This window comes from Dyadobacter sp. AC419, from assembly GCF_979253085.1.
In genome coordinates, this window is the sequence record NZ_CEEDCD010000023.1 from 363,289 (window position 1) to 384,052 (window position 20,764).

Consider the following 20,764-nt stretch of genomic DNA (forward strand, 5'->3'; position numbering starts at 1 on the left):
CGGTTCTCGCATAGCTTTCCTGACAGGGTCTGACCCAATCTTCTACCGGGAATATTGGTAGAGAAAACGGGAATCTATATACCAAACATGCCCCTGGAAAGGCGGAACTTTGCATCATCAAAACAAAGACCACTATGGAAACAGTAAAATTAAATAACGGCGTAGAAATGCCAATTCTGGGGTTCGGGGTTTTCCAAGTGCCGGACCTGGCAGAATGTGAGAGAAGTGTATTGGACGCGATCGATACAGGTTACCGCCTGATCGATACGGCAGCGGCCTACCAGAACGAAGAAGCCGTAGGGAATGCAATAAAGAAAAGTGGCCTGGCAGGGAAGAGCTCTTTATCACTACAAAGCTTTGGATACAATCCAACGGATACCAGGATACCAAAAAGGCATTTGAAGTATCGCTGAAAAAGTTACAGCTGGACTACTTGGACTTGTATTTGATCCACCAGCCATTCGGCGATGTGTATGGAGCGTGGCGGGCAATGCAGGAACTATATAAGGAGGGTAAAATCAGGGCAATTGGTGTAAGTAACTTCCAACCTGACAGGCTCATTGACCTGATCATCCATAACGAAATAGTGCCGGCAGTCAACCAGATTGAAACGCACCCTTTTCACCAGCAGATCCAGACACAGCTATTCCTGGAAGAAAACAACGTGCAGATCCAGTCCTGGGGGCCATTTGCAGAAGGTAAAAACGGCTTGTTTCAAAATGAGCTCTTAGCCTCGATTGGTCAAAAATATAACAAAACAATCGCGCAGGTAGTCGTCCGTTGGCTCACGCAGCGTGGTGTAATTGCAATTCCCAAATCAGTCCGCAAAGAAAGAATGGCAGAGAACCTGAACATTTTTGATTTCCAGCTGAGCGCGCAAGATATGGAGGCGATCAAATCTCTGGATACCAATGCCAGCAGCTTCTTTGATCACCGCGATCCCAATATGGTCAAATGGCTAGGTGAAAGAAAGCTCGACGACAAATAGCCTATAAGAGGCAGAGAAAGTAATATTTAACCTCTAAATCAACTTATTACTCATGCAATTGCATTCTCAATCATTTTTCAAATCTATTTTGGCAGCTACGTTTCTGGGGCTATGCTCCGTGCTGGCAGGTACTCAATCATCACTGGCACAAGGCGCAGCTGGCCAGGAGCAGCAGATCATTGATCTTTCAAAAAAGAAGTGGCAATGGATGGCTGATAAGAACGTGGACGAGCTGGCCAAACTCTTTGATGACAAAGCAAAATTTGTCCATATGAGCGGTACCTGGAAAAAAGACGAAGAGCTCGAAATCATCAAGACCGGAAGCATCTGGTATAAAAACGCAGACGTCAAAGATGTTGCTGTCGAGATTGTGGGTAACACGGCAATCATTTGGAGCCGGATTATGCTTTCAGCGATGGTAAGGGGCAATGAAGCCAATACAGAGTTTACTGTTACAGAGGTTTATACAAAACAGGCCAGTGACTGGAAACTGTTGGCGCTTACATTCAGCAGCGTGCGCGATACGCATGTCATTAAACATTAAACGTGGGATACAATGAAATCAAACGTAGATAGAACAATCGCCAGAAATTTTACCTGCCTGATGCTTGCAGCGGGCTTGATCCTAGGATCTCAGGTAGCATTCGCGCAAGCTGAAAATAGCGCCGAGCAGAAAATCATTGCACTTTCTAAAACGAAATGGCAATGGATGGCAGACAAGAATGCAGACTCGCTTGCGGCGCTGTTTGATGAAAAGGCTGTCTTTGTTCACATGGGAGGATCATGGGGCAAACAGCAGGAAGTCAATATCATCAAGTCCGGGGGTATTCATCACAAAAAGGCAGATATCCATAAAGTATCTGTTAACATCATTGGATCAACGGCTATCCTTTTAAACAGGATTACACTGTTAGCGGTCGTTGGCGGCCGGGAGGTTACCAACGAGTTTGAAGTGACGGAAGTGTATGTGCAGCAAAAAGAAGGTTGGAAACTGGGATCACTCTCATTTACCAAGGTGGGAGGATAATAAACAGATCAGAAAACATGAAACTAACCGCTCCGTTAGCACACCTGCTGCTGGCTTTTTTGTTTTTGGTTTCGGCTTGCTCTTCTACTCAAACTGAGCGGATCGATGCTGAAACGGGCCCTGATGTGGCAGCTGGCAAGATCCTGATCGTCTATTTATCCCGCACGAAGAATACCAAGGCGGTTGCGGAAATGATCCAGAAGAACGTAGGTGGGAGACTGGTAGCGATTGAGCTGGAAAAGCCCTATCCTGAGAATTACCAGGCAACTGTCGCGCAGGTAGCCAGTGAAAACCAGTCGGGATATCTGCCGCCTTTGAAAACTAAAATTGATAGTATCGCCCAGTACGATGTGGTCTTTGTTGGCTTCCCAACCTGGGGGATGCAGCTCCCACCGCCGATGCAAAGTTTTTTAAAACAATACGATTTGAGCGGTAAGACCATCATTCCCTTCAATACGAACGGTGGCTACGGCATTGGCAGCACGTTCGAAACAGTCAGGCAGCTATGCCCGAACAGTAAAATACTGGAAGGTTATTCGACCCGGGGCGGTCTTGAAAGGGACGGGCAGCTGCTGATGATCAAGGATGAGAAAGCGCGCCAGACCCAGGATGAGATCAAGCAATGGCTCGAAAAGCTTAAAATAATTTAATGCGAACAATTTGATTCAAGCGTCGCAGACTAAATGCAATAGATATGAGAAATAAAGCAATACTAAGCCTTGTATGTGTGGTATGCTCCATAGTTAGCTTGCAAGGCCAGGCACAGAAAACTAAAAGTCAGAAACCTTTAATCATCCAGGAGCAGGGCGCTTTTTCTGCTGGTGGCAGCGTAACCAAAAGTGAAGGCACGTTCGACGCGCTCAAACCCTGGAATGTAGCGCAGGGCGGACAAACCCGCCACGGGTACCATGCCGATGTGTTTTACCAGATCCCGCCAAAGGCAAAGCGACTTTCTATGGTTTTTCTGCATGGCTACGGGCAATCGCGCCGCAGCTGGCAAACCACGGCCGATGGAAGGGAAGGCTTTGCCAATATCTTTCTAAGAAAAGGCTATGGTGTGTATCTGGTAGACCAACCCGGGCGTGGCCACGCAGGGCAAACTTCAAAGCCGGGGCAGATCACGGCCACACCAGATGACCAGACCTGGTTCACCCAGTTCCGGATCGGCTTGTATCCAGATTTTAATGAGGGTGTGCAGTTTCCCAAAGACAGCGTATCGCTCAATAATTTTTTCCGGATGATGACGCCCAACACGGGCAGTGTCGATGAAGCAACGATTGTAAATGCGATGTCGGCAGTGATGGATAAATCTGGTGACGGGATCTTGTTTACCCATTCGGCCGGTGGTTCGCCCGGATGGAAGACGGCTATTAAAAACCAGCATGTTAAAGCCGTCGTGGCCTATGAGCCGGGCGGGTTTACTTTTCCCGAAGGCCAGGAACCCGAAGGCAACCGTGGCGGTAAAGGAGTCCCGCTTGACGAGTTTAAGAAGCTGACCAGGATACCCATCGTGGTTTATTTCGGTGATTTTATCCCGAAAGACGAAACGAAAGCAGCTTCATTAAATTTTTGGAGAAATGTCTTGGCCACGGCGCGCGAGTGGGCAAAAGTGGTAAACAGCCACGGGGGTGATGCTACTATTGTCCATTTGCCAGAGATAGGTATTAAAGGCAATACCCATTTTCTGATGTCGGATTTAAACAGTGAGCAAGTTGCAGGCGTGTTGGAGAAATGGTTAAAAGAAAAAGGCCTGGACAAGTAATCATCAGACTATGGATTTAAGCAAAATCAAATTGAGAACGAGCAGATTAAAACCAGCTGCCTTTATAAAGGTGTTAGCGGTGGTTTTAATGACTGTTAACAGTATAAAGGCACAGAACGTGGCCAGCTCAAAAGAAGGGTTAGACCCCAAAGCAAAGAGTATCATTATTATTTCTTCCCTGACAGCACAAGGTGAGATCCCGGAGCTAAAAAAACAGCTTGGCGTGGGCCTTGATGCAGGTTTGAGTGTCAATGAGATTAAAGAAGTCCTGGTGCACACCTATGCCTATTGTGGTTTTCCACGGAGCATCCGCGGCCTGCAAACATTCATGCAGGTCATTGAAGAAAGGAAAGTCAGGGGCATCCATGACAACATGGGAAAAGAAGCATCTGTTGTCCCAGCTGATAGCAACAAATATGAGCGCGGCAAAAAAATATTAGGAGAGCTGACGGGCACGCCGCAGCCCGAGCAGCCTTCAGGCTATGGGGCATTTGCGCCGGCCATAGACACATTCTTAAAGGAACATTTGTTTGCAGACATCTTTGAAAGAGATGTGCTGACTTACGGCCAAAGGGAACTGGTGACCATTTCGGTAATCAGCGCCATTGGCCAGGCAGAGCCGATGCTGAAAAGCCATTTGAGCATTTCACTACGTACAGGTTGGTCGCCTGCCCAATTAAAAGAGTTTGTCACTGTCATAGCCCCAACAATCGGCAAGCAGAAAACGGCAGTGGCAAATACAGTTTTAAACGAAGTATTAAGTAGTAATAAATAGAATGAAAAATATAGCAATCGCAACAATGAGCCTGTTAGCATCGATGTCAGAAGTGCAGGTAGCAAACGCTCAGGCTACAACAGCTAAAAACCCGTTTACGTTGGTTTATGATGGTGCTATTTCAGAAAACATAGCAGGCAAAGTCAACATCCACCCCGTAAAATATAAGTTGAATGGGATTGATATTGCCGCCAACGTATATACGCCAACGAATTATGACCCTGCAAAAAAATATCCAGCATTAGTAATTGCCCATCCCAATGGCGGTATTAAAGAACAGACAGCCGGGCTGTATGCGCAGCGGCTGGCAGGGGCAGGATACATCACCATTGTTGCGGATGCAGCCTACCAGGGAGCTAGTGCCGGCAAGCCCCGTCACACCGATAAAACCTGCCTTTCGGACCGAAGACATTCGTGGGATGGCCGACTTTATCACCCGCTACAAGGGAGTGGATGTGAACCGTGTTGGCGCTTTGGGGATTTGTGGCGGTGGTGGATATACGTTAAAAGCTGCCCAATCTGACAAAAGACTAAAAGCGGTTGCAACCCTGAGCATGTTTAACTCGGGCGAAGTCCGGCGCAACGGCTTTCAGAATTCAGGCCTGGCAACCATTTCACAGCGTTTAAAACAGGCTTCCGATGCCCGCGCGCAGCAGGCCGCAGATGGCAAAATTATTTACGCCGGAGTGGCAAGCATCACTGATGAAGAAATTGCCAAGGTTTCCACAGATCTATATCGCGAAGGGTACATTTACTATTATAGAACGCATGCACATCCCAACTCCACTTTTCTGTACCCTATGAGCAACTTACTGGATTTGATGACCTGGGACGCTACCGAGAACATGGATTTAATTGATCAGCCCTTACTCATGATGGCTGGAAGCAAAGCGGACACAAAATACATGACCGATGAAGCATTCCCCAAAGCTACTAATTCAAAAAGCAAGGAGCTGTTTGTTATCGATGGGGCAACACACATCCAGACCTATTGGAAGCCAGAGTATGTAGATCAGGCTGTTGACAAGCTCGCTGAGTTCTATACAAAGTTTCTGTAAGTCAAATATTTGGATTGTAGTTGTTACCAGCTGTAACTGCTTTTTTTTCTAAAAATATAAGCCTAATCTCACCATCAATTAAACCTTTTCACCATGGCCAAAATCACATTGAATATCAACAAAAAGGATTACCCTTTGGAAGCTGATCCACAAATGCCGCTCTTGTGGGCGATCCGTGATCTGGCTGGTCTAAAAGGGACTAAGTATGGTTGTGGGGTCGCGCAGTGTGGGGCTTGCGTGGTGCATTTAGATGGCGAAGCAGTACGCTCTTGTGTGACCAAAGTGAGCCGTGCGGCTGGGAAAAAGGTAGTAACGATCGAGGGGTTGTCTGAAACAAATTCTCACCCTGTCCAGAAAGCCTGGCAGGAAATTGACGTGCCGCAATGCGGTTATTGTCATTCAGGGCAGATTATGTCGGCTGCGGTGCTGCTGCGCGAAAAGCCCAATCCGACCGACCAGGATATTGATGATGCGATGGCGGGCAATATTTGCCGCTGTGGCACCTACCTGCGGATTCGCGAGGCGATCCACACGGCTGCCGAGTTGCAGAAAAAAACAGGTACGAGGGGTTAACAACATCCATTTTCAAACTCACCTTATGAAGCAAAAACCAGAAAATGGAATGAAACTATTTGTTCCAAAAAAGGCCGCTACCGTGCTGTCATTATTCATTTTTATCGTCGCCGTCGGGGCATCTGCATTCCGAAATGATGCGCCGGTAAAACAGATTACATTCAGCACCATTAACCGTGATAGCGTAGAATCCGTACAAGCTTTTGAGATTGTTTATAAAACGCTGATGAGCCCGCGCTGTATGAACTGCCATCCGGCTGGTGATGTGCCATTGCAAGGTGATGACAGCCATTTGCATGCGATGGGACCCAAACGTGGCTTGGATGGCAAGGGCGTCTATGCCATGAAATGTTCTAATTGCCATCAGGAAACCAACATAGCTGGCCTTCATATGCCGCCCGGCAACCCTGAATGGCATTTGCCGCCTGCTGCCATGAAAATGGTTTTTCAAGGAAAAAGTGCGCATGAGCTAGCTAAACAGCTGGTTGACAAAAAGCAAAACGGCAATAAGGATATTAAAAAGCTGATCGAGCACGCCGATGATGGGCTTGTGCTGGCAGGCTGGGATCCGGGAGAAGGAAGGACATTGCCACCGGTAACACATGCAGAATTCAAAAAAGCCTGGATTACCTGGCTTCAAAGCGGCGCTTACGCCCCCAAGAAGTAAGGCTTTCAATTCAGGATCATCAACGAAAAAGTAGGAACACAATGGAAAAAAGACAATTAGGAAAAAGCGGGCTTGAAGTGTCAGCACTTGGCCTGGGTTGCATGGGACTGAGCTTCGGCTACGGCCCGGCGACAGATAAAAATGAGGGCATTGCACTGATCAGGGCTGCATTCGAACGTGGGGTAACTTTCTTTGACACTGCCGAAGCTTACGGGCCATTTACCAATGAAGAGCTGCTGGGAGAAGCACTTGAACCTTTTCGGGATCAAGTAGTGATTGCGACAAAATTTGGTTTTGAAGATGGCGACTCGAAAGGCGGGCTCAACAGCAAGCCTGAAAATATACGGGCATTTGTTGAAGCGTCACTCAAACGCCTTAGAACAGACCGCATCGATCTGCTGTATCAACACCGGGTCGATCCCCAGGTGCCAATTGAAGATGTGGCCGGAGCGGTAAAAGAGCTGATCCAGGCTGGAAAAGTCAAACACTTCGGCCTTTCAGAAGCAGGTGTGCAGACCATTCGCCGGGCACATGCCGTGCAGCCCGTCGCCGCGCTTCAAAGTGAATATTCACTCTGGTTTCGGGATCCTGAGCATGAGATCCTACCGGCCTTGGAAGAGCTCGGGATCGGCTTTGTACCATTCAGCCCGCTTGGCAAAGGGTTTTTGACCGGCAAGATCGACGAGAACACAACCTTTGACAAAAGCGATTTCAGAAATATCGTACCCCGGTTTACCACAGAAGCACGTAAAGCAAACCAGGCGATGGTGGATTTGCTTAATCGTATTGCAAAGCAGAAAGGTGGAACAGGATTGCCTGCCACAGGAATGCCTGCCACCGCCGCACAAATTGCATTGGCCTGGTTGCTCGCGCAAAAGCCCTGGATTGTGCCTATTCCGGGGACAACAAAGCTGCATAGATTGGAAGAGAACTTGGGCGGGGCAGCTGTTCAACTTAGCGAGCAGGACCGGGCTGAAATTGAAAGTGCAGCTTCGGAAATTAAAATTGAAGGGGCGCGTTATCCCGAAGCGTTGCAGAACCGGGTTGGAAAATAGCCCGTGGACGCTGCTTTATTTGCTATTGCTGATGAAAGTCTGTCCTTACAGGATTAGCCCGAAAAGATAGAAATACATGCACTTGGCCAGTTAGAGATTGAAGCAAAAAAGATTCTTAGTTAACTATTTAAAGATATCCGAATATGGACAAAGATAAAACAGCCTTGAACAGACGCTCTTTCCTAAAAGCTTCAATCCTGTCTGGTGGCGGAATGATGCTTACCGTGAGCTGGTTATCCAGCTTCAAATCTGCTGATGAGACCCAGGCGCTGGGCTTGCCTGAGCAGTGGGCAACCCTGAATGGTTACATTCATATCTTACCTGATAACAAGGTGAAGCTCATTTGTCCCAACCCTGAATTTGGTCAGAATGTAATGACTTCCCTGCCGATGATGCTGGCCGAAGAACTGGATGTGGATTGGAAAAACGTGAGCGTCGAAATGGGGCCACACGATCCGGCCAAACTCGGGGCACAGTTCACAGGCGGAAGCAATTCTGTGCGCATGTACTGGAAACCCCTTCGTGAGGCCGGGGCAGCTGCCAGGCAGATGCTGCGAGAAGCTGCCGGCCAAACCTGGAATGTGCCAGCCAGCGAAGTGAGCACCAAGGCAGGTGTCTTGTCGCATTCGAGCGGGAAATCGGCCAAGTATGGAGATATGGCCAGCAAAGCAGCCAGCGTGCCTGTACCAAAAGATTTGAAGCTGAAAGCACCAAAGGATTTTACCATTGTCAGCAAGTCCAAAAAGAACGTAGAAATAACGAAGATCACTTCCGGCCAGCCGCTTTTTGGGTTGGATTATAGTGTTGACGGAATGCTGATCGCCATGATCCAGCACCCGCCTGCTTTTGGAATGAAGCTGAAATCTTTCGATGCCGCCGAAACATTGAAAATGCCGGGTATTAAAGATGTTTTCACGCTGAAATTATACGGGGACGATTTTGAACAAGGAGGTTTTGATACGCGCACATTTAATGACCTGCTGGTTATTGTCGGAAGTAGCACCTGGGAAGTGATCAGTGCGCGTAAAAAGCTGGTCGCCAACTGGGAAGCAGCTGATGATGTGAAAGACACAATGGGTGGAAGGGGCGGAAAAAGGGAAGTTACCGTTCCGGGAGCCCTTGAAAGTACAACTACGCAAATGCAGCAAATGCAGGAATATGCTGCCAAGCCGGCCCAGGAATTGAGACGAGATGGTGATCCGGAAGCTGCTTTCAAGAATGCAGCCCAGGTGATCGAGCGTACATACAACGGGCCCTTTTTAGCCCATAATTGTATGGAGCCAATGAATTTCTTTGCCCATGTGACAGATGAAAAGGCGTTGGTAGCGGGGCCCTTGCAAGCCCCAGGTTGGTCTGAGCCTACACTTGCAAAGCTACTGAACCTGCCTGCCGACAAGATTGAGATCCAAATGACGCGCATGGGCGGCGGCTTCGGACGCCGGGCTTACGGGCATTATCTCTACGAAGCTGCGCTGATTTCCAAGAAAGTCAAAGCACCGGTGAAGCTCATGTACACAAGGGAGGACGACATGACCTACGGTATTTACCGCCCGATGTACACAGCCACTTACCGCGCTGCTTTGGACGGCAATAAAAACCTGATTGCTTTTCATGTGAAAGGAGGCGGCATTCCCGAGCATCCAATACATGCAAACCGTTTTCCGGCCGGGGCTGTTGACAACTACCTGGCCGAAGGCTGGCAGATCGCCTCAAACATTACCATAGGTGCTTTCCGGGCTCCCCGGTCCAATTTCAACGCAGCTGCCGAACAATCGTTTCTAGATGAAGTAGCAGAAGCAGCTGGCAAAGATCCGATCGCATTCAGGCTGGAACTTTTGAAAAGGGCAAAGGAAAAGCCGGTAGGCAAAAACAACGAATATGATGCAGACCGTTACGCAGGTGTACTGGAACTGGTGCGTGATAAATCAAATTGGAATAAGCCGGGAAATGAAAAATACAACCGGGGTGTGGCCGCTTATTTTTGTCACAATTCTTATGCGGCGCATGTGGTGGATATGGTAACGCGCGATGGTCAGCCTTATGTCGAGCGCGTGTTCAGTGCAATGGACTGCGGGATTGTCATTAATCCTGATGCAGCCACCAACATGGTGCAAGGAGCGGTCGTGGATGGGATCGGTAACGCTTTTTATGGCCAGTTGACCCATAAAGACGGTGCCGCCCAGCAAAGCAACTTTCACAATTACCGGATGATCCGGATAAACGAAGTGCCCAAAAGCATTCAAGTCCATTTCGTGCAAAACGAACTGGATCCAACAGGATTGGGGGAACCTCCATTTCCACCGGTCTTTGGGGCCGTGGCGAATGCTTTATATAAGATGAAAGGCAAGCGTTATTATAACCAACCTTTCAAGGACGAAACGGAAAAAGTTATTTAAAGCATCAGAAGATATGAGATAATCACTTTGACTCGACCCACAAGCTTATCGCTTCGTGGGTCTTTTCTTTCGTTAATTTAAAATCAGCGCTTTCGTGGATTTCTGATCCGTTCATATTGCACACCCAAATGTTTGCAAATTGTTTGCAAATAAAAAAGCACTTACAAGTTTTACCTTGTAAGTGCCTGATTTTCAAGAGCCCCCAGTCGGGATCGAACCAACGACCTACTGATTACAAGTCATGTAAAAATAGCATTTTTTATTGTTATTTTATTTTTTGTTATTTTTATAACTACCTGTAAAACAAAAGTTTGATATTTTTTTGATCGTTTATATTTTTTGTTATTTGTGGATGTTTTTTAAATTTGTATTGCAAGTTTATTGCAACCACTACCAAATGACAAGAAATCATGGGTACTATAACAGTCAATTTATTCCTTGATAAACGTTCTTCAATAGAAGGTGCAGGTATTGTAAAATGGTTGGTTTCCTTCGAGGGGAAACAACGACTTTTTACCACTGGGATCAAAGTGCAAGATGAGGATTGGACATTCCTAAAAAAACACAAGAATGGAATCCCGGGACAAGTCAAGAATGACTATCGCCGGAAGTTATGGAATATGTTTTACGGGAATTACTTTGAAGAAGATCAGACCGGAAAGGAAGTAGAAAGTTACCTGTCCCGGGCTAAGACAATTATATCGAAGCTTCAAGGCGATTTTAGCTTTGAGTTGTTTGCACACGAGATAAGCATGTACGGCCAGCACAGGAATTTCTTAGAAAACCGTAAGGACGAGAATAACGTTATTGCTGCACTCAAATCAAAAGCCGAGTCCATGTCGCAGCAAGGCAGGATCGGTAATGCAACCAGTTATCTTTCAGCTGCTGCTTCCCTGAGCCGTTTTGTAAGCTCGCTGACTGTTGAGCAGCGGTATGAAAACCTAAACTACATAGCGCCCAAAGGAAAAGCTGTTGCAGCTGAGGATCTCGTCATAAAATTTGAACACCTGACACCGCAGATGCTCGCCCTATATGAAAGATGGATGCTCAGACACGGCAAAGCTGCAAAAAGCAAAAAAGGAAAAGCAACTGGCGCATCACTTACAACAGTAGGTATTTACGGCCGTCACATTCGATCAGTGTTTAATGATGCTATTGAAAAGGGCATCGTTAACCGGGATTTGTATCCATTCTCCAAAAATCGTTACACTATTCCGGCAGGGACCAATACCAAAAAAGCCCTGACGAAAGCCGAGGTGTTGAAGATCATGGACTACCAGTGTGCACCTGGCATGGAGCATCGAAGCCGAGATCTCTGGGTATTTTCCTATTTGTGCAATGGTATGAATATCAACGATATCTGCCGTTTGAAATGGGAGGATATTCAGTCTGACAAGTTGACCTTTGTTAGGCAGAAGACAGCCAGGAGCAGAAAGAGCAACCAAACCCGTATTAAGGTTGCGCTGTTCCCTGAAACGCTGGCAATCATAGAAAGGTGGGCAGGTAAAGACCGACAGCCCAAAAAACATATTTTCCCATTCCTTGAAAACGATATGCCGGTTTTAAGAGAGCGGATCATCATTAGTCAGGTCATTAAGATCACCAATCAATATATGAGAGGTATTGCCAAAAAACTTGAAATCGAAAGCGATGTTAATACGTACAGCGCCAGGCATTCCTTTGCCACGATCCTTCTACAGTCCGAAGCCCCCTTGGCATTTATTAGCCAGTCGCTTGGTCACACCTCGATTTCGACTACAGAAAGCTATTTAGGCAGTTTTGACGATGAAAAAACAAAGAAATATCTCAGCGCGCTGTTGTAGTTTTTGAACTCTAAGCGTCGTTTGATAGTCAGTACTAGATTTATTAAGCATGGAGCATTTCAAGGAATATTTCACCTTCTTACAAAAATTTGACCTGCGCTTATCTGAAATCAGGGACAAGCGTGAACCTGCGGAACTCGGCCCGGTTTTTAAAGCTGGCTTTGACATCACCCACCAGACCCCACATTTCTCATTGCAGTTTGCAAAGCGGTTGCAAATCTTAAAGGACCTTGCTGTCATCGACATCATTGGCGCAGATCCTGAGAGGCGAAAAGCATATTTGGATCAGGCAAAGAAGGTTTTATCCCTATTCAACAGGTTTTGGGAAAATTACTTCCGTCATCACCCTGCGAACAGGAGAAAACTTGCAGGACAATTTTTTGCTTGTAATTGAATTTGCCGAAATCTTTTACACCGATCTTTTAGAGCCTAATAAAACTGAGGCGATCGTCAGGCCAGAATTTGTGGAAGACCTTTGTGATTCAATCCGGGAAAGAGAAGAAAGCTTGGCGGGTTTTATAGCAGAAGTCACTGCACTCGAAAAAACAGGAGATCAAAATCACGGGATTGAAAAGGCAACTGTTGACCAACAAACGCCAATTCGAATCCGCCGCTATCCTGTATTTATTGAAGGCATAGCCGATCAATTTTTCATCATTTTCAGAGAGTATTTCGAAGAAAAAGACCGGCAGCCATTGTTGTCGCTTTTGACCAATAACATTGCACCCAGACAGAAACTACTTTTTAATAGCAATGGCAATCAGCTTGCTGATGCATTTAAGCAGTTGATCGAAGCCAATATGATCGTTTCTTGCAGTAAGGCGGAGCTTGAAAGCTGGATCATTACGCATTTTCAATACGTTTCAAATGCCCAGGCTAAGCCGTTCACAACTGGATATCTGAATGGTATCATTTCTTCGGATACCAAAATTTGTAAGTCACCAATTCTTGATGTCATTCATACCAGCCCCGATGGTTTTTCCTTGGCTGCTGTTGGCAGAAGCAAAAAAGGACGCGACAACTAAATAAAAATCAAAAAATATCGGTAGTCAAATGTAGGGTAACACTGCTTCCTCCTTGTAACCCACCAAACCAAGCACATAACATTGCGGTATCAAACAAAACAATGCAATGTTATGGAGCAATACTCATTTGACCAACTGCCCCGCGCAGTTTCCGAGCTTCACCAAAAGCTTGACAACCTCCAAGATCTTCTTTTAGAATCCAGGCAGCCCGTTCCGCAGGCCATCGAACTGATGACTATATCCCAAGCGGCTGAGTTTCTTAATCTTTCAGTGCAGACTCTTTATGGCAAAGTCTGCCACCGTGAGATTCCTGTCAGCAAGAAGGGCAAAAGGCTTTACTTCTATAAATCCGAGCTGGAAGAATGGATCAAATCCGGTAAGAAGCAAACAATGACCGAACTGCGGGAGCAACTCCCCTCCTTGGTGGGCACACGCAAAAGAAGACTTCGCTAAGATAATTCCTGAATGATGTCAGCCAATAATTATCCGTTGAACCTGCCAGGCAGCTATATACGGGTGCAGACCGGCTATTACAAAAAGTGTATGCAGCCGACGGTCAGCAAGGAATTTATGGAAATGTGGATCCCCTGGTCAGCTGAGATGCTCAGGCAGGATCTTGAACCAAGCCAGATCAAGAAGATCAGAAAGTTCGATGGTTTTTGCTGCGTGCCGGACCATCTGGATTACAAAGAGATTGTCGGAAATTTTTACAATCTCTACCACCGGCTGGAAGCGAGGCCCGAGCCAGGTGACACGTCTGTTACACTCGGGTTTATACGCCACATTTTCGGGGAGCAGTTTGAGCTTGGTCTGGATTATCTGAGTCTTCTTTACCAAAGACCAACGCAGAAGCTTCCGGTCCTTTGCCTGGTCTCTAAAAAACGCAAAACGGGCAAGACAACTTTTCTGAACTTTCTAAAAATGATCTTTGGAAAGAACATGACTTTTAACGGCAACAGTGATTTTCGATCGCAGTTCAATTCCGACTGGATGGATACGTTGATCATTGCCGTCGATGAAGTGCTGCTCGATCGACGGGAGGATTCAGAGAAGATCAAGAACCTGAGCACTGCGCGGAATTCGAAGGTCGAAGCCAAAGGCAAGGACCGAAAAGAAACCGAGTTCTTTGGCAAGTTTGTCCTGTGCTCGAATAACGAAGAAAACTTCATTGTCATTGACCCGGCCGAAACCCGGTATTGGGTACGCAAAGTGCCGGTGCTACCCTCAGAGAACATCCATCTTCTGGATTTAATGGCAAGCGAGCTTCCAGCATTTCTGCATTTTCTCATCTCGCGAAACCTCTCAGTTCCCCTAGCACAAACCAGGATGTGGTTTTCTGAAAGGCAGATACGTACCGAAGCATTGCTGCGCGTCATCCGCAACAACCGCAACCGGTTGGAAACGGAAATGCTCTTTATCCTTCGCGAGATCTTTGAGAATACCGGTATCAATAAGCTCGAATTCACCAATAAGGACATGCTCGAACTGTTGAAGCAGAATATGCCAAGGCTTACCCGCCAGCAGGTTTCTAGTGTCCTGCAAAACGATTGGGGATTGAAGCCGGTAGCCAACAGTTTAAACTACCAGACCTATTTGTACAACAGCTGCAATGACCTTGCCGCCGTGCATTCAACCGGCAGGTATTACTGTGTTTCAATGGACTGGATTAGCCAAAAGTTTGATGAGGAGCCATAAAATGCTACCTAACCAGCTAATTGTCAGCACGTAACATGCTCATCAAAGTATCTTGTTCTATGATGAGGTTTGATGAGCACGATGAGAAAACTCATCAAGGTGAATATGCTTGATGAGGGCATGATGAGCCTGTAACTAATATCATTATCAATTATTTATATCCATTTCTCATCATCTCATCATAAAAATGGCATCTACCAGCCTGCTTAAAACAGGTATCTGCTAACCAAAAGATAAAATCATGAATATCAAGCAATTAAATCAAGTGCCGATTACTGATTTTCTGAGTAAAATCGGTATCCAGCCTAGCTATAAAAGAGGTGAAAGTCATTGGTACGTATCGCCTATCCGTGAGCCTGAGCATTCGCCGTCATTTAAGGTGAATACAGCCATTAACAGGTGGTATGACTACGGGCTAATGCAAGGCGGAAAGTTGTTTGACCTGGCTGAGAAGGTGTATCCGAATCAGGATGCCACTAGCCTGGTAGAAAAATTGAATAATCTTTTTCTCTTTGAACAGCAAATGCCTAATCCCGCGTTGTCGGCTAAACCTATATTACAGAGCGTTACCGAAAAACCAGTTACTGCTGCTGCTATCACTATCAACGAGGTGAAGCCCCTGGGAAACAACCCGGCAATAACCAGCTATCTGGAAAGCCGGGCTATTCCGATCGACGTGGCAAAGCCCTATTGTAAGGAAGTGTATTATCAGCTGGAAGACAAACAGTACTTCGCGGCAGGATTTGCAAACAGGTCCGGCGGTTATGAGCTTAGAAATGCTTACTTCAAAGGATCAACTTCTCCCAAGGATATTACCCACATTGAAAACGGAGCAAAGTCCATTTGCGTCGTGGAAGGGTTCATGGATTTTCTTTCGTTGCTCACCCTGCAAAAAAACATCCATCCGATCCGCAGTGATTTTCTAGTGCTCAACTCGGTGGGAATGGCAGACAGAAGCCTTGATATTCTAGGGAAGTATCGCAGCATTTTTCTCTATTTGGACCATGACAATGCTGGTAGAAAGACGCAGGAAAAATACGAGTCGGCAGGGCTTAAAACAGTTGACGCCTCAATCATTTACAGGCAGTACAAGGATGTCAATGACTATTTAGTCAGTGAGAAATCAAGCCAAAAAGAGATGAAAAAGAAGCAGGCTATTAAAAAGTCTGGCGGGCTGCATTTGTAAAAGTCATCAGAGAGCAAGTTTGTGTTTTCGCTTCGCAAAAACCCACCCCGCTCCCGCGTGACTCAAACTTGCCTTTTTCTCCCGTTGGTCGCAAAAGGGTTAATACAGATAATGGAATGTGAGATGGAAAAGACAGAAATCAAAGACCCAAAGCCCTACAATCCCAAAGGTGGCAGGCCACGCAAAAAAGTAAAAAGGGAAACTCAGCTCATGGTCAGGCTGACGGAAAACGAGCGTTTTCTGATCGAAGAAAAGGCCAAGGATGCCGGGATGAAACCAAGCGCCTGGTTTAGGCGCGCTGCCAAAAAAGCAAAAGTTTTGGCCAGATTAAAACCTGATGACCTCAGACATTTCAGGACACTAACAGGCATGGCCAACAACCTTAATCAGCTGACGCACCTTGCCCATAAGGAAGGATTAACATTCATCCGGCAATCCTGCAAAGAACTGCTTTTGCAAATCGATGGAATCCTGAAAAAGCTTGGCGGCGATGATCGGTAAGGTGACGATTGGCAGCAGCTTCGGCGGTGTGATCCGCTATGCGATGGAAAAGCAGGAAGCGAGCCTGTTGCTAGCCGAAGGCGTGAGAACAGATCAAGTGCGCTCCATGATCGATGATTTTAATATGCAAAGGAAATTAAACCCTGACTTGACAAAGGCAGTCGGGCATATCTCGCTGAGTTGGAGCAAGGAAGATGCAGCCCGGCTTTCGCCTGAGATTATGAAGCAACGTGCATTAGACTATATGGAAAAGATGAAGATCACCGGTACCCAGTTTATCCTGGTCGAGCACCGGGATAAAAATCATCCACATCTGCACATTATTTATAACCGGGTTAGCAATGAAGGCAAGGCCATCTCAGACCGGTTTCAGAAAGAGCGAAACCATCAAGTCTGCAAAGAGATCACGCTCAGATACGGATATCATTTGGGTAAGGGCAAACAGCAGGTCAACCGGCAGCAGCTGAAAGGTGCCGACAAAGTAAGATATGAATTGTATGATGCTATCAAATCAGCAAGCGCAACCGCTGCAAGCTGGAATGAACTGCGCGCCAGGTTGGAAAGGCAAGGCATCGAGACCATTTTCAAGTATAAATCTGGCACTAGTGAGATCCAAGGCGTCAGCTTTGCCAAAGGCGATCTGCAATTCAAAGGATCGAAGATCGATCGGAGTTTAAGCTTTGGCAAGCTGAATGCAATGATCCGGCACAATCAGAAACTGGCGATAGCGCAGCCGTTTCGGATGCAGCCAAAATATCAACCCGTCCGCCCGCAAGAAACTTTTCGGCTCGCAACCCTCTCACAGCAGATCCCCGACGATCGAATACTGGATGACTTGCTGCGACCTGTCCAGCAATTTAACCAGCAAGGTTCGAACCCATCAAAAAAGAAAAAACGTAAAAAATACTTAGGACAAAGCTTATGACAAAGATAGAAGAACAACTCGAATCGATTGAAGAAGTGCTTTCACTTGTGATCAGGAAAAACGCTTCGATTGAAAACCTGATCCAAACGGCAACTGAGACTCAAGAGAAGACGCTTGCAGATACGCTCGTTGAGCTAAAAAAGGATTTAAAACAAGATGCTTCGGCTAAACAATTGGATACCTGGTTTTCCCAGATAAAAGAAGAAATTGTAAGAATCCAAAGGGCGTCGGAAGTCAGGCATCACCATCACTTCGACCTTCAATCGAAAGGCTTCATTATCTCGGCAGCAGTGCTATTGCTCTCAACGGCTATAAGCGTCGGAGTGGCCATTAGCAATTACAAGGAAAGCAGCAGACTGCAAGAAAGAGATCTCAAATTCCGCATTGCTAGGCAGCTTAGTCCGGCGCTTACAGCGAGAGTTGATAGTATTTACTATGAAGACCCCGAACGAGCAGAACTTGAAACGCAAAAGCGAGAGGCTCGTGATCTGTCTCTAAAAGAGGTAGAAGAGCTTTTGAAAAACAAGCAAAATGAAACGAGAGAAGCGAGTGAGTTACTTAAAAAGCATAAAAGACAATGAGCTTCTGTTGGGGGTTGGTGAATAGTAAAAACAGTCCATAATCATCCAGACTCCTAATTGCCTTAACATATTGTTAATTATACAACATGCCATATGCTACTGAAATTGGTTGTCGGAAATACGACATCAAAGATCCAATCCGCAGCTAAACTGATTGCGGGAATCCTACGTTTCCGAATCCAGTTAAGGGAAGTATCGAAAGAAGATAAGAAGAGGTCTATCCCAAAACATTACTGATGCCTTCTGATTTAGGTAACTCATCATAAAGCAGAATAACCTAGCATCCTGATTTGATCAACAAGCTTGAAAACATTGCCGACAGGTTCAAGCTCATCACCGAAATAGTGTTCTATGGAGCCATCATTGGATATGTGAATATGGCGCGTAGTGCCGCTTCCATATTTTTCCCATAAGGTTAAATATCCGAGCTCGGAGTCTTCCACGTAGCCAAACTCTGTGGGCCCGCACCCTGCTGTTACAAGTTCGAAGATGGCCTTACAGGCACTTTCATCATTTCTGAGCTGGGTCAATGGTTTGTATTGCATGGTCTGGGAACGTTAGCTTTGAGGGCTTCATACTGCTCGACTTTTATAGAGCTGTAGATTCTGCCGGTCAAATTAACTATAATATTGAGCCGAGCATACATTGCTCTCAGCAACATTACATTTGTCTTTCAGGCAAGGCCAGGTAAGCCTTAATGAGGCAATCGTAAATGGTCGCTTTATTTAAGCTGCCCGGATCCCTGAGCTTGAATTCAAAGAGCCTGTTGGGTTAAATTAAAAGTTAGAACCAAAAGTACCGCGGGTTTCGCGTAGCAAAATTAACGGGGAGTAGATCAGCTGTATTCAAATCTCAGCGCCATCTTTGAAGATTTCATCAAGATTGAAGGCTTGAAAATCTACTTTTTCTGAAAAGTCATATTCTCCAAGCATATTGATATGTTCCCAGCTGTGGGTAGATGTGGCCAGTATGTTTTTTAATAATACTTCCCGGTCTGCCGGTTTCTTACATTCTGCCAGACTTCCTGATAAGTGAAGCAGGTTCCAACAGTTAATTGAATTGGCGATCAACCTTTTGCAGCCTTCTGCCGTAAGCTGTTCGCGGTATGTGGCCCCGATCAGCTGTTGATTGTTGCCGTGGGATATCGCTTTGGCGAACTTATTACTGTTCTCAACTTTGCTCAAAACCCTTTCAACGGATTTACGGACAGCCGGCTGATCCATATACTGAAGTATATAAAGGGTTTTGTAAATCCTGCCAAGTTCTTTAAGCGCTTTATAAAGTGGGTGCTGCCTGGAATAGGAATTCAGTCTCCTAATAAGGTTTTCGTTACAAATGGACGAAATCATACGCTAAGAAACTAAGTTAATAGTTTATAGATTAATACCGCTGCCATTTAACATCTGAGCTTTCCAGTCAATCCGTTATTATCTACGAGTGTCAGCCGATTTTTGTGATCTTCAATATTTCAGGAAATCATATTTAAGCAAATACTTAAATATGATTATATTTGTCTAAAATCGTAGGCAGATATGGAAAAAGAATTAGATCAAGCCAATGGCTGTATCCGTTTGTTCGCTGATCAGGTGCAGATCCAGGTATGTAAGGAAATATTATTTGAAAATGAAGACGCTTTTACCCGATTATCTCAGGTCTATGCACTTGCTGGTAATGATGCCCGCCTAAAAATACTTTATCTTATCCAGCAGCAGAATGAGCTTTGTCCTTGCGATTTAAGCGATATTTTGCAGATGACAGTTCCGGCTGTTTCTCAGCATCTTCGTAAATTAAAGGATGCCAGCTTAGTACGTACCCGAAAATCCGGACAAACCATCTTTTATTCGATCATACCTGATCAAGCAGATGTAATCAACCAATTATTTATGCTTATTCCCAATCAAGAAAGTATAGCAGTATGAAAGCACCCAAAGTTACCGCTAATGCCGGTATTCTTACTGCATTGGCAAGTTCTGTTTGTTGTATCACACCGTTACTGGCCCTGGTGGCCGGGACAAGCGGCCTGGCAACAACTTTTGATTGGATTGTGCCTGCACGTCCTTATTTTATTGTTGGTACTGTATTGATTTTAGGTTTTGCCTGGTATCAGCAGTTAAAACCAGTTTCCGAAGCCTCATGTAATTGCGAACCTGAAAACAAACCATTTATGCAAACCAAAAAGTTTTTAAGCATGGTAACCCTTGCAGCAGTATTACTCATTACTTTCCCGAGTTATTCTGGACTAGTCTATCATCAGAAACAGGAAGTAAAACAACCCATTTCCAAGAAAGGGCAAACAGCCATTATAAAAATTAAAGGGATGACCTGTGAAGGGTGTGAACATCATGTCACACAGGAAGTCAATAAATTAAAAGGCATACAGCAGGTTCAGGTGTCGTACAAAAACGGCAATGCAACCGTTAAGTACGACAGTACAAAAACATCACTGGCAGCAATTAAAAAGGCAGTCGAGATGCTACCGGATATAAAGTCGTTGAAACAAACTAGGCAGTTATGAATGTAATATTAGAATCTGTAATTTCCTGTTTGCACTGCAATACCAAATATGCTGAAACGATGCCGGTTAATGCATGTATGTACTTTTACGAGTGCACAAATTGCAAGACATTGCTAAGGCCAGCTGCGGGTGATTGCTGTGTATTTTGCACCTATGGAACGGTGAAGTGCCCACCGATACAAATGAACAAGTCATGCTGTGCCTAACAATAT

At 45.7% G+C, this 20,764-nt stretch carries 24 protein-coding genes and 1 pseudogene; 23 read left to right on the forward strand and 2 right to left on the reverse strand.

Features of this window, described 5'->3' with window-relative positions; all coding sequences use genetic code 11:
* Positions 1-167: 167 nt before the first annotated feature.
* The 20 genes and pseudogenes from AC0IYG_RS21965 to AC0IYG_RS22060 all read left to right on the forward strand — a co-directional run bounded on the left by AC0IYG_RS21965 (position 168) and on the right by AC0IYG_RS22060 (position 18,037).
* Positions 168-988, forward strand: a pseudogene (locus AC0IYG_RS21965) (aldo/keto reductase).
* Positions 989-1,040: 52 nt separating this feature from the next.
* Positions 1,041-1,532 (forward strand): nuclear transport factor 2 family protein, encoded by a 492-nt coding sequence (locus AC0IYG_RS21970; RefSeq protein WP_471713222.1) that lies wholly within the window; start codon positions 1,041-1,043, stop codon positions 1,530-1,532.
* Positions 1,533-1,544: 12 nt separating this feature from the next.
* A complete protein-coding gene (locus tag AC0IYG_RS21975) occupies positions 1,545-2,015 on the forward strand; it encodes a nuclear transport factor 2 family protein (protein WP_471713223.1) in 471 nt (156 codons plus the stop codon).
* A 17-nt stretch (positions 2,016-2,032) separates the two neighbouring features.
* Positions 2,033-2,665 carry a flavodoxin gene (locus AC0IYG_RS21980; protein WP_138484964.1) on the forward strand — a complete coding sequence of 211 codons (633 nt, stop codon included), beginning with the start codon at positions 2,033-2,035 and terminating at the stop codon, positions 2,663-2,665.
* Positions 2,666-2,709: 44 nt separating this feature from the next.
* Entirely contained in the window at positions 2,710-3,777 is a 1,068-nt protein-coding gene (locus AC0IYG_RS21985; protein WP_471713224.1) for an alpha/beta hydrolase, read from the forward strand.
* A gap of 10 nt (positions 3,778-3,787) precedes the next feature.
* The gene (locus tag AC0IYG_RS21990) at positions 3,788-4,552 is read left to right on the forward strand and encodes a carboxymuconolactone decarboxylase family protein (protein ID WP_471713225.1); all 765 of its coding nucleotides are present in this window, start codon (positions 3,788-3,790) and stop codon (positions 4,550-4,552) included.
* A 1-nt stretch (position 4,553) separates the two neighbouring features.
* Positions 4,554-5,075: an alpha/beta hydrolase gene (locus AC0IYG_RS21995; RefSeq protein ID WP_471713226.1), complete on the forward strand. Its 522-nt coding sequence runs from the start codon at positions 4,554-4,556 to the stop codon at positions 5,073-5,075.
* Positions 4,972-5,610 (forward strand): alpha/beta hydrolase, encoded by a 639-nt coding sequence (locus tag AC0IYG_RS22000; RefSeq protein ID WP_471713227.1) that lies wholly within the window; start codon positions 4,972-4,974, stop codon positions 5,608-5,610. Before AC0IYG_RS21995 ends, AC0IYG_RS22000 begins: the two co-directional genes overlap by 104 nt.
* Before the next feature lie 93 nt (positions 5,611-5,703).
* A complete protein-coding gene (locus AC0IYG_RS22005) occupies positions 5,704-6,183 on the forward strand; it encodes a (2Fe-2S)-binding protein (protein WP_471713228.1) in 480 nt (159 codons plus the stop codon).
* Positions 6,184-6,208: 25 nt separating this feature from the next.
* A complete protein-coding gene (locus AC0IYG_RS22010; RefSeq protein WP_471713229.1) occupies positions 6,209-6,850 on the forward strand; it encodes a hypothetical protein in 642 nt (213 codons plus the stop codon).
* A gap of 41 nt (positions 6,851-6,891) precedes the next feature.
* Positions 6,892-7,905 carry an aldo/keto reductase gene (locus AC0IYG_RS22015; protein WP_471713230.1) on the forward strand — a complete coding sequence of 338 codons (1,014 nt, stop codon included), beginning with the start codon at positions 6,892-6,894 and terminating at the stop codon, positions 7,903-7,905.
* 143 nt (positions 7,906-8,048) lie between these two features.
* Positions 8,049-10,301, forward strand: a complete 2,253-nt coding sequence (locus tag AC0IYG_RS22020) for a xanthine dehydrogenase family protein molybdopterin-binding subunit (RefSeq protein WP_471713231.1) — start codon at positions 8,049-8,051, stop codon at positions 10,299-10,301.
* Positions 10,302-10,711: 410 nt separating this feature from the next.
* Positions 10,712-12,124: a tyrosine-type recombinase/integrase gene (locus AC0IYG_RS22025; RefSeq protein WP_471713232.1), complete on the forward strand. Its 1,413-nt coding sequence runs from the start codon at positions 10,712-10,714 to the stop codon at positions 12,122-12,124.
* Positions 12,125-12,354: 230 nt separating this feature from the next.
* A complete protein-coding gene (locus tag AC0IYG_RS22030; RefSeq protein WP_471713234.1) occupies positions 12,355-13,149 on the forward strand; it encodes a hypothetical protein in 795 nt (264 codons plus the stop codon).
* A 111-nt stretch (positions 13,150-13,260) separates the two neighbouring features.
* Positions 13,261-13,602: a helix-turn-helix domain-containing protein gene (locus AC0IYG_RS22035; RefSeq protein ID WP_471713235.1), complete on the forward strand. Its 342-nt coding sequence runs from the start codon at positions 13,261-13,263 to the stop codon at positions 13,600-13,602.
* Positions 13,603-13,614: 12 nt separating this feature from the next.
* On the forward strand, positions 13,615-14,844 hold the full coding sequence (locus AC0IYG_RS22040; RefSeq protein ID WP_471713236.1) for a primase-helicase family protein: 1,230 nt from the start codon (positions 13,615-13,617) through the stop codon (positions 14,842-14,844).
* A 241-nt stretch (positions 14,845-15,085) separates the two neighbouring features.
* Positions 15,086-16,030, forward strand: coding sequence for a toprim domain-containing protein (locus AC0IYG_RS22045; protein WP_471713238.1), 945 nt, complete (start codon positions 15,086-15,088; stop codon positions 16,028-16,030).
* Between the two features lie 123 nt (positions 16,031-16,153).
* Entirely contained in the window at positions 16,154-16,531 is a 378-nt protein-coding gene (locus tag AC0IYG_RS22050; protein ID WP_471713240.1) for a plasmid mobilization protein, read from the forward strand.
* Entirely contained in the window at positions 16,521-17,456 is a 936-nt protein-coding gene (locus tag AC0IYG_RS22055) for a relaxase/mobilization nuclease domain-containing protein (protein WP_471713241.1), read from the forward strand. The genes AC0IYG_RS22050 and AC0IYG_RS22055 overlap by 11 nt, the downstream gene beginning before the upstream one ends.
* Positions 17,453-18,037 (forward strand): hypothetical protein, encoded by a 585-nt coding sequence (locus AC0IYG_RS22060; protein ID WP_471713242.1) that lies wholly within the window; start codon positions 17,453-17,455, stop codon positions 18,035-18,037. Before AC0IYG_RS22055 ends, AC0IYG_RS22060 begins: the two co-directional genes overlap by 4 nt.
* A 260-nt stretch (positions 18,038-18,297) precedes the next feature.
* Here the strand turns inward: AC0IYG_RS22060 and AC0IYG_RS22065 are convergent, their stop codons facing one another.
* Together AC0IYG_RS22065 and AC0IYG_RS22070 are read right to left on the reverse strand one after the other, a co-directional pair.
* Entirely contained in the window at positions 18,298-18,582 is a 285-nt protein-coding gene (locus AC0IYG_RS22065) for a hypothetical protein (protein WP_471713243.1), read from the reverse strand.
* Positions 18,583-18,882: 300 nt separating this feature from the next.
* On the reverse strand, positions 18,883-19,386 hold the full coding sequence (locus AC0IYG_RS22070) for a Tn3 family transposase (protein WP_471713244.1): 504 nt from the start codon (positions 19,384-19,386) through the stop codon (positions 18,883-18,885).
* 183 nt (positions 19,387-19,569) lie between these two features.
* Between AC0IYG_RS22070 and AC0IYG_RS22075 the strand changes: the two genes are divergently transcribed.
* From AC0IYG_RS22075 to AC0IYG_RS22085, 3 genes are read left to right on the forward strand one after another with little or no spacing between them, the layout of a single operon-like run.
* A complete protein-coding gene (locus AC0IYG_RS22075; protein WP_471713245.1) occupies positions 19,570-19,956 on the forward strand; it encodes an ArsR/SmtB family transcription factor in 387 nt (128 codons plus the stop codon).
* On the forward strand, positions 19,953-20,552 hold the full coding sequence (gene merTP / locus AC0IYG_RS22080) for a mercuric transport protein MerTP (protein WP_471713246.1): 600 nt from the start codon (positions 19,953-19,955) through the stop codon (positions 20,550-20,552). The genes AC0IYG_RS22075 and merTP overlap by 4 nt, the downstream gene beginning before the upstream one ends.
* Positions 20,549-20,758 (forward strand): GDCCVxC domain-containing (seleno)protein, encoded by a 210-nt coding sequence (locus AC0IYG_RS22085; protein ID WP_471713248.1) that lies wholly within the window; start codon positions 20,549-20,551, stop codon positions 20,756-20,758. The genes merTP and AC0IYG_RS22085 overlap by 4 nt, the downstream gene beginning before the upstream one ends.
* Positions 20,759-20,764 lie beyond the last annotated feature (6 nt).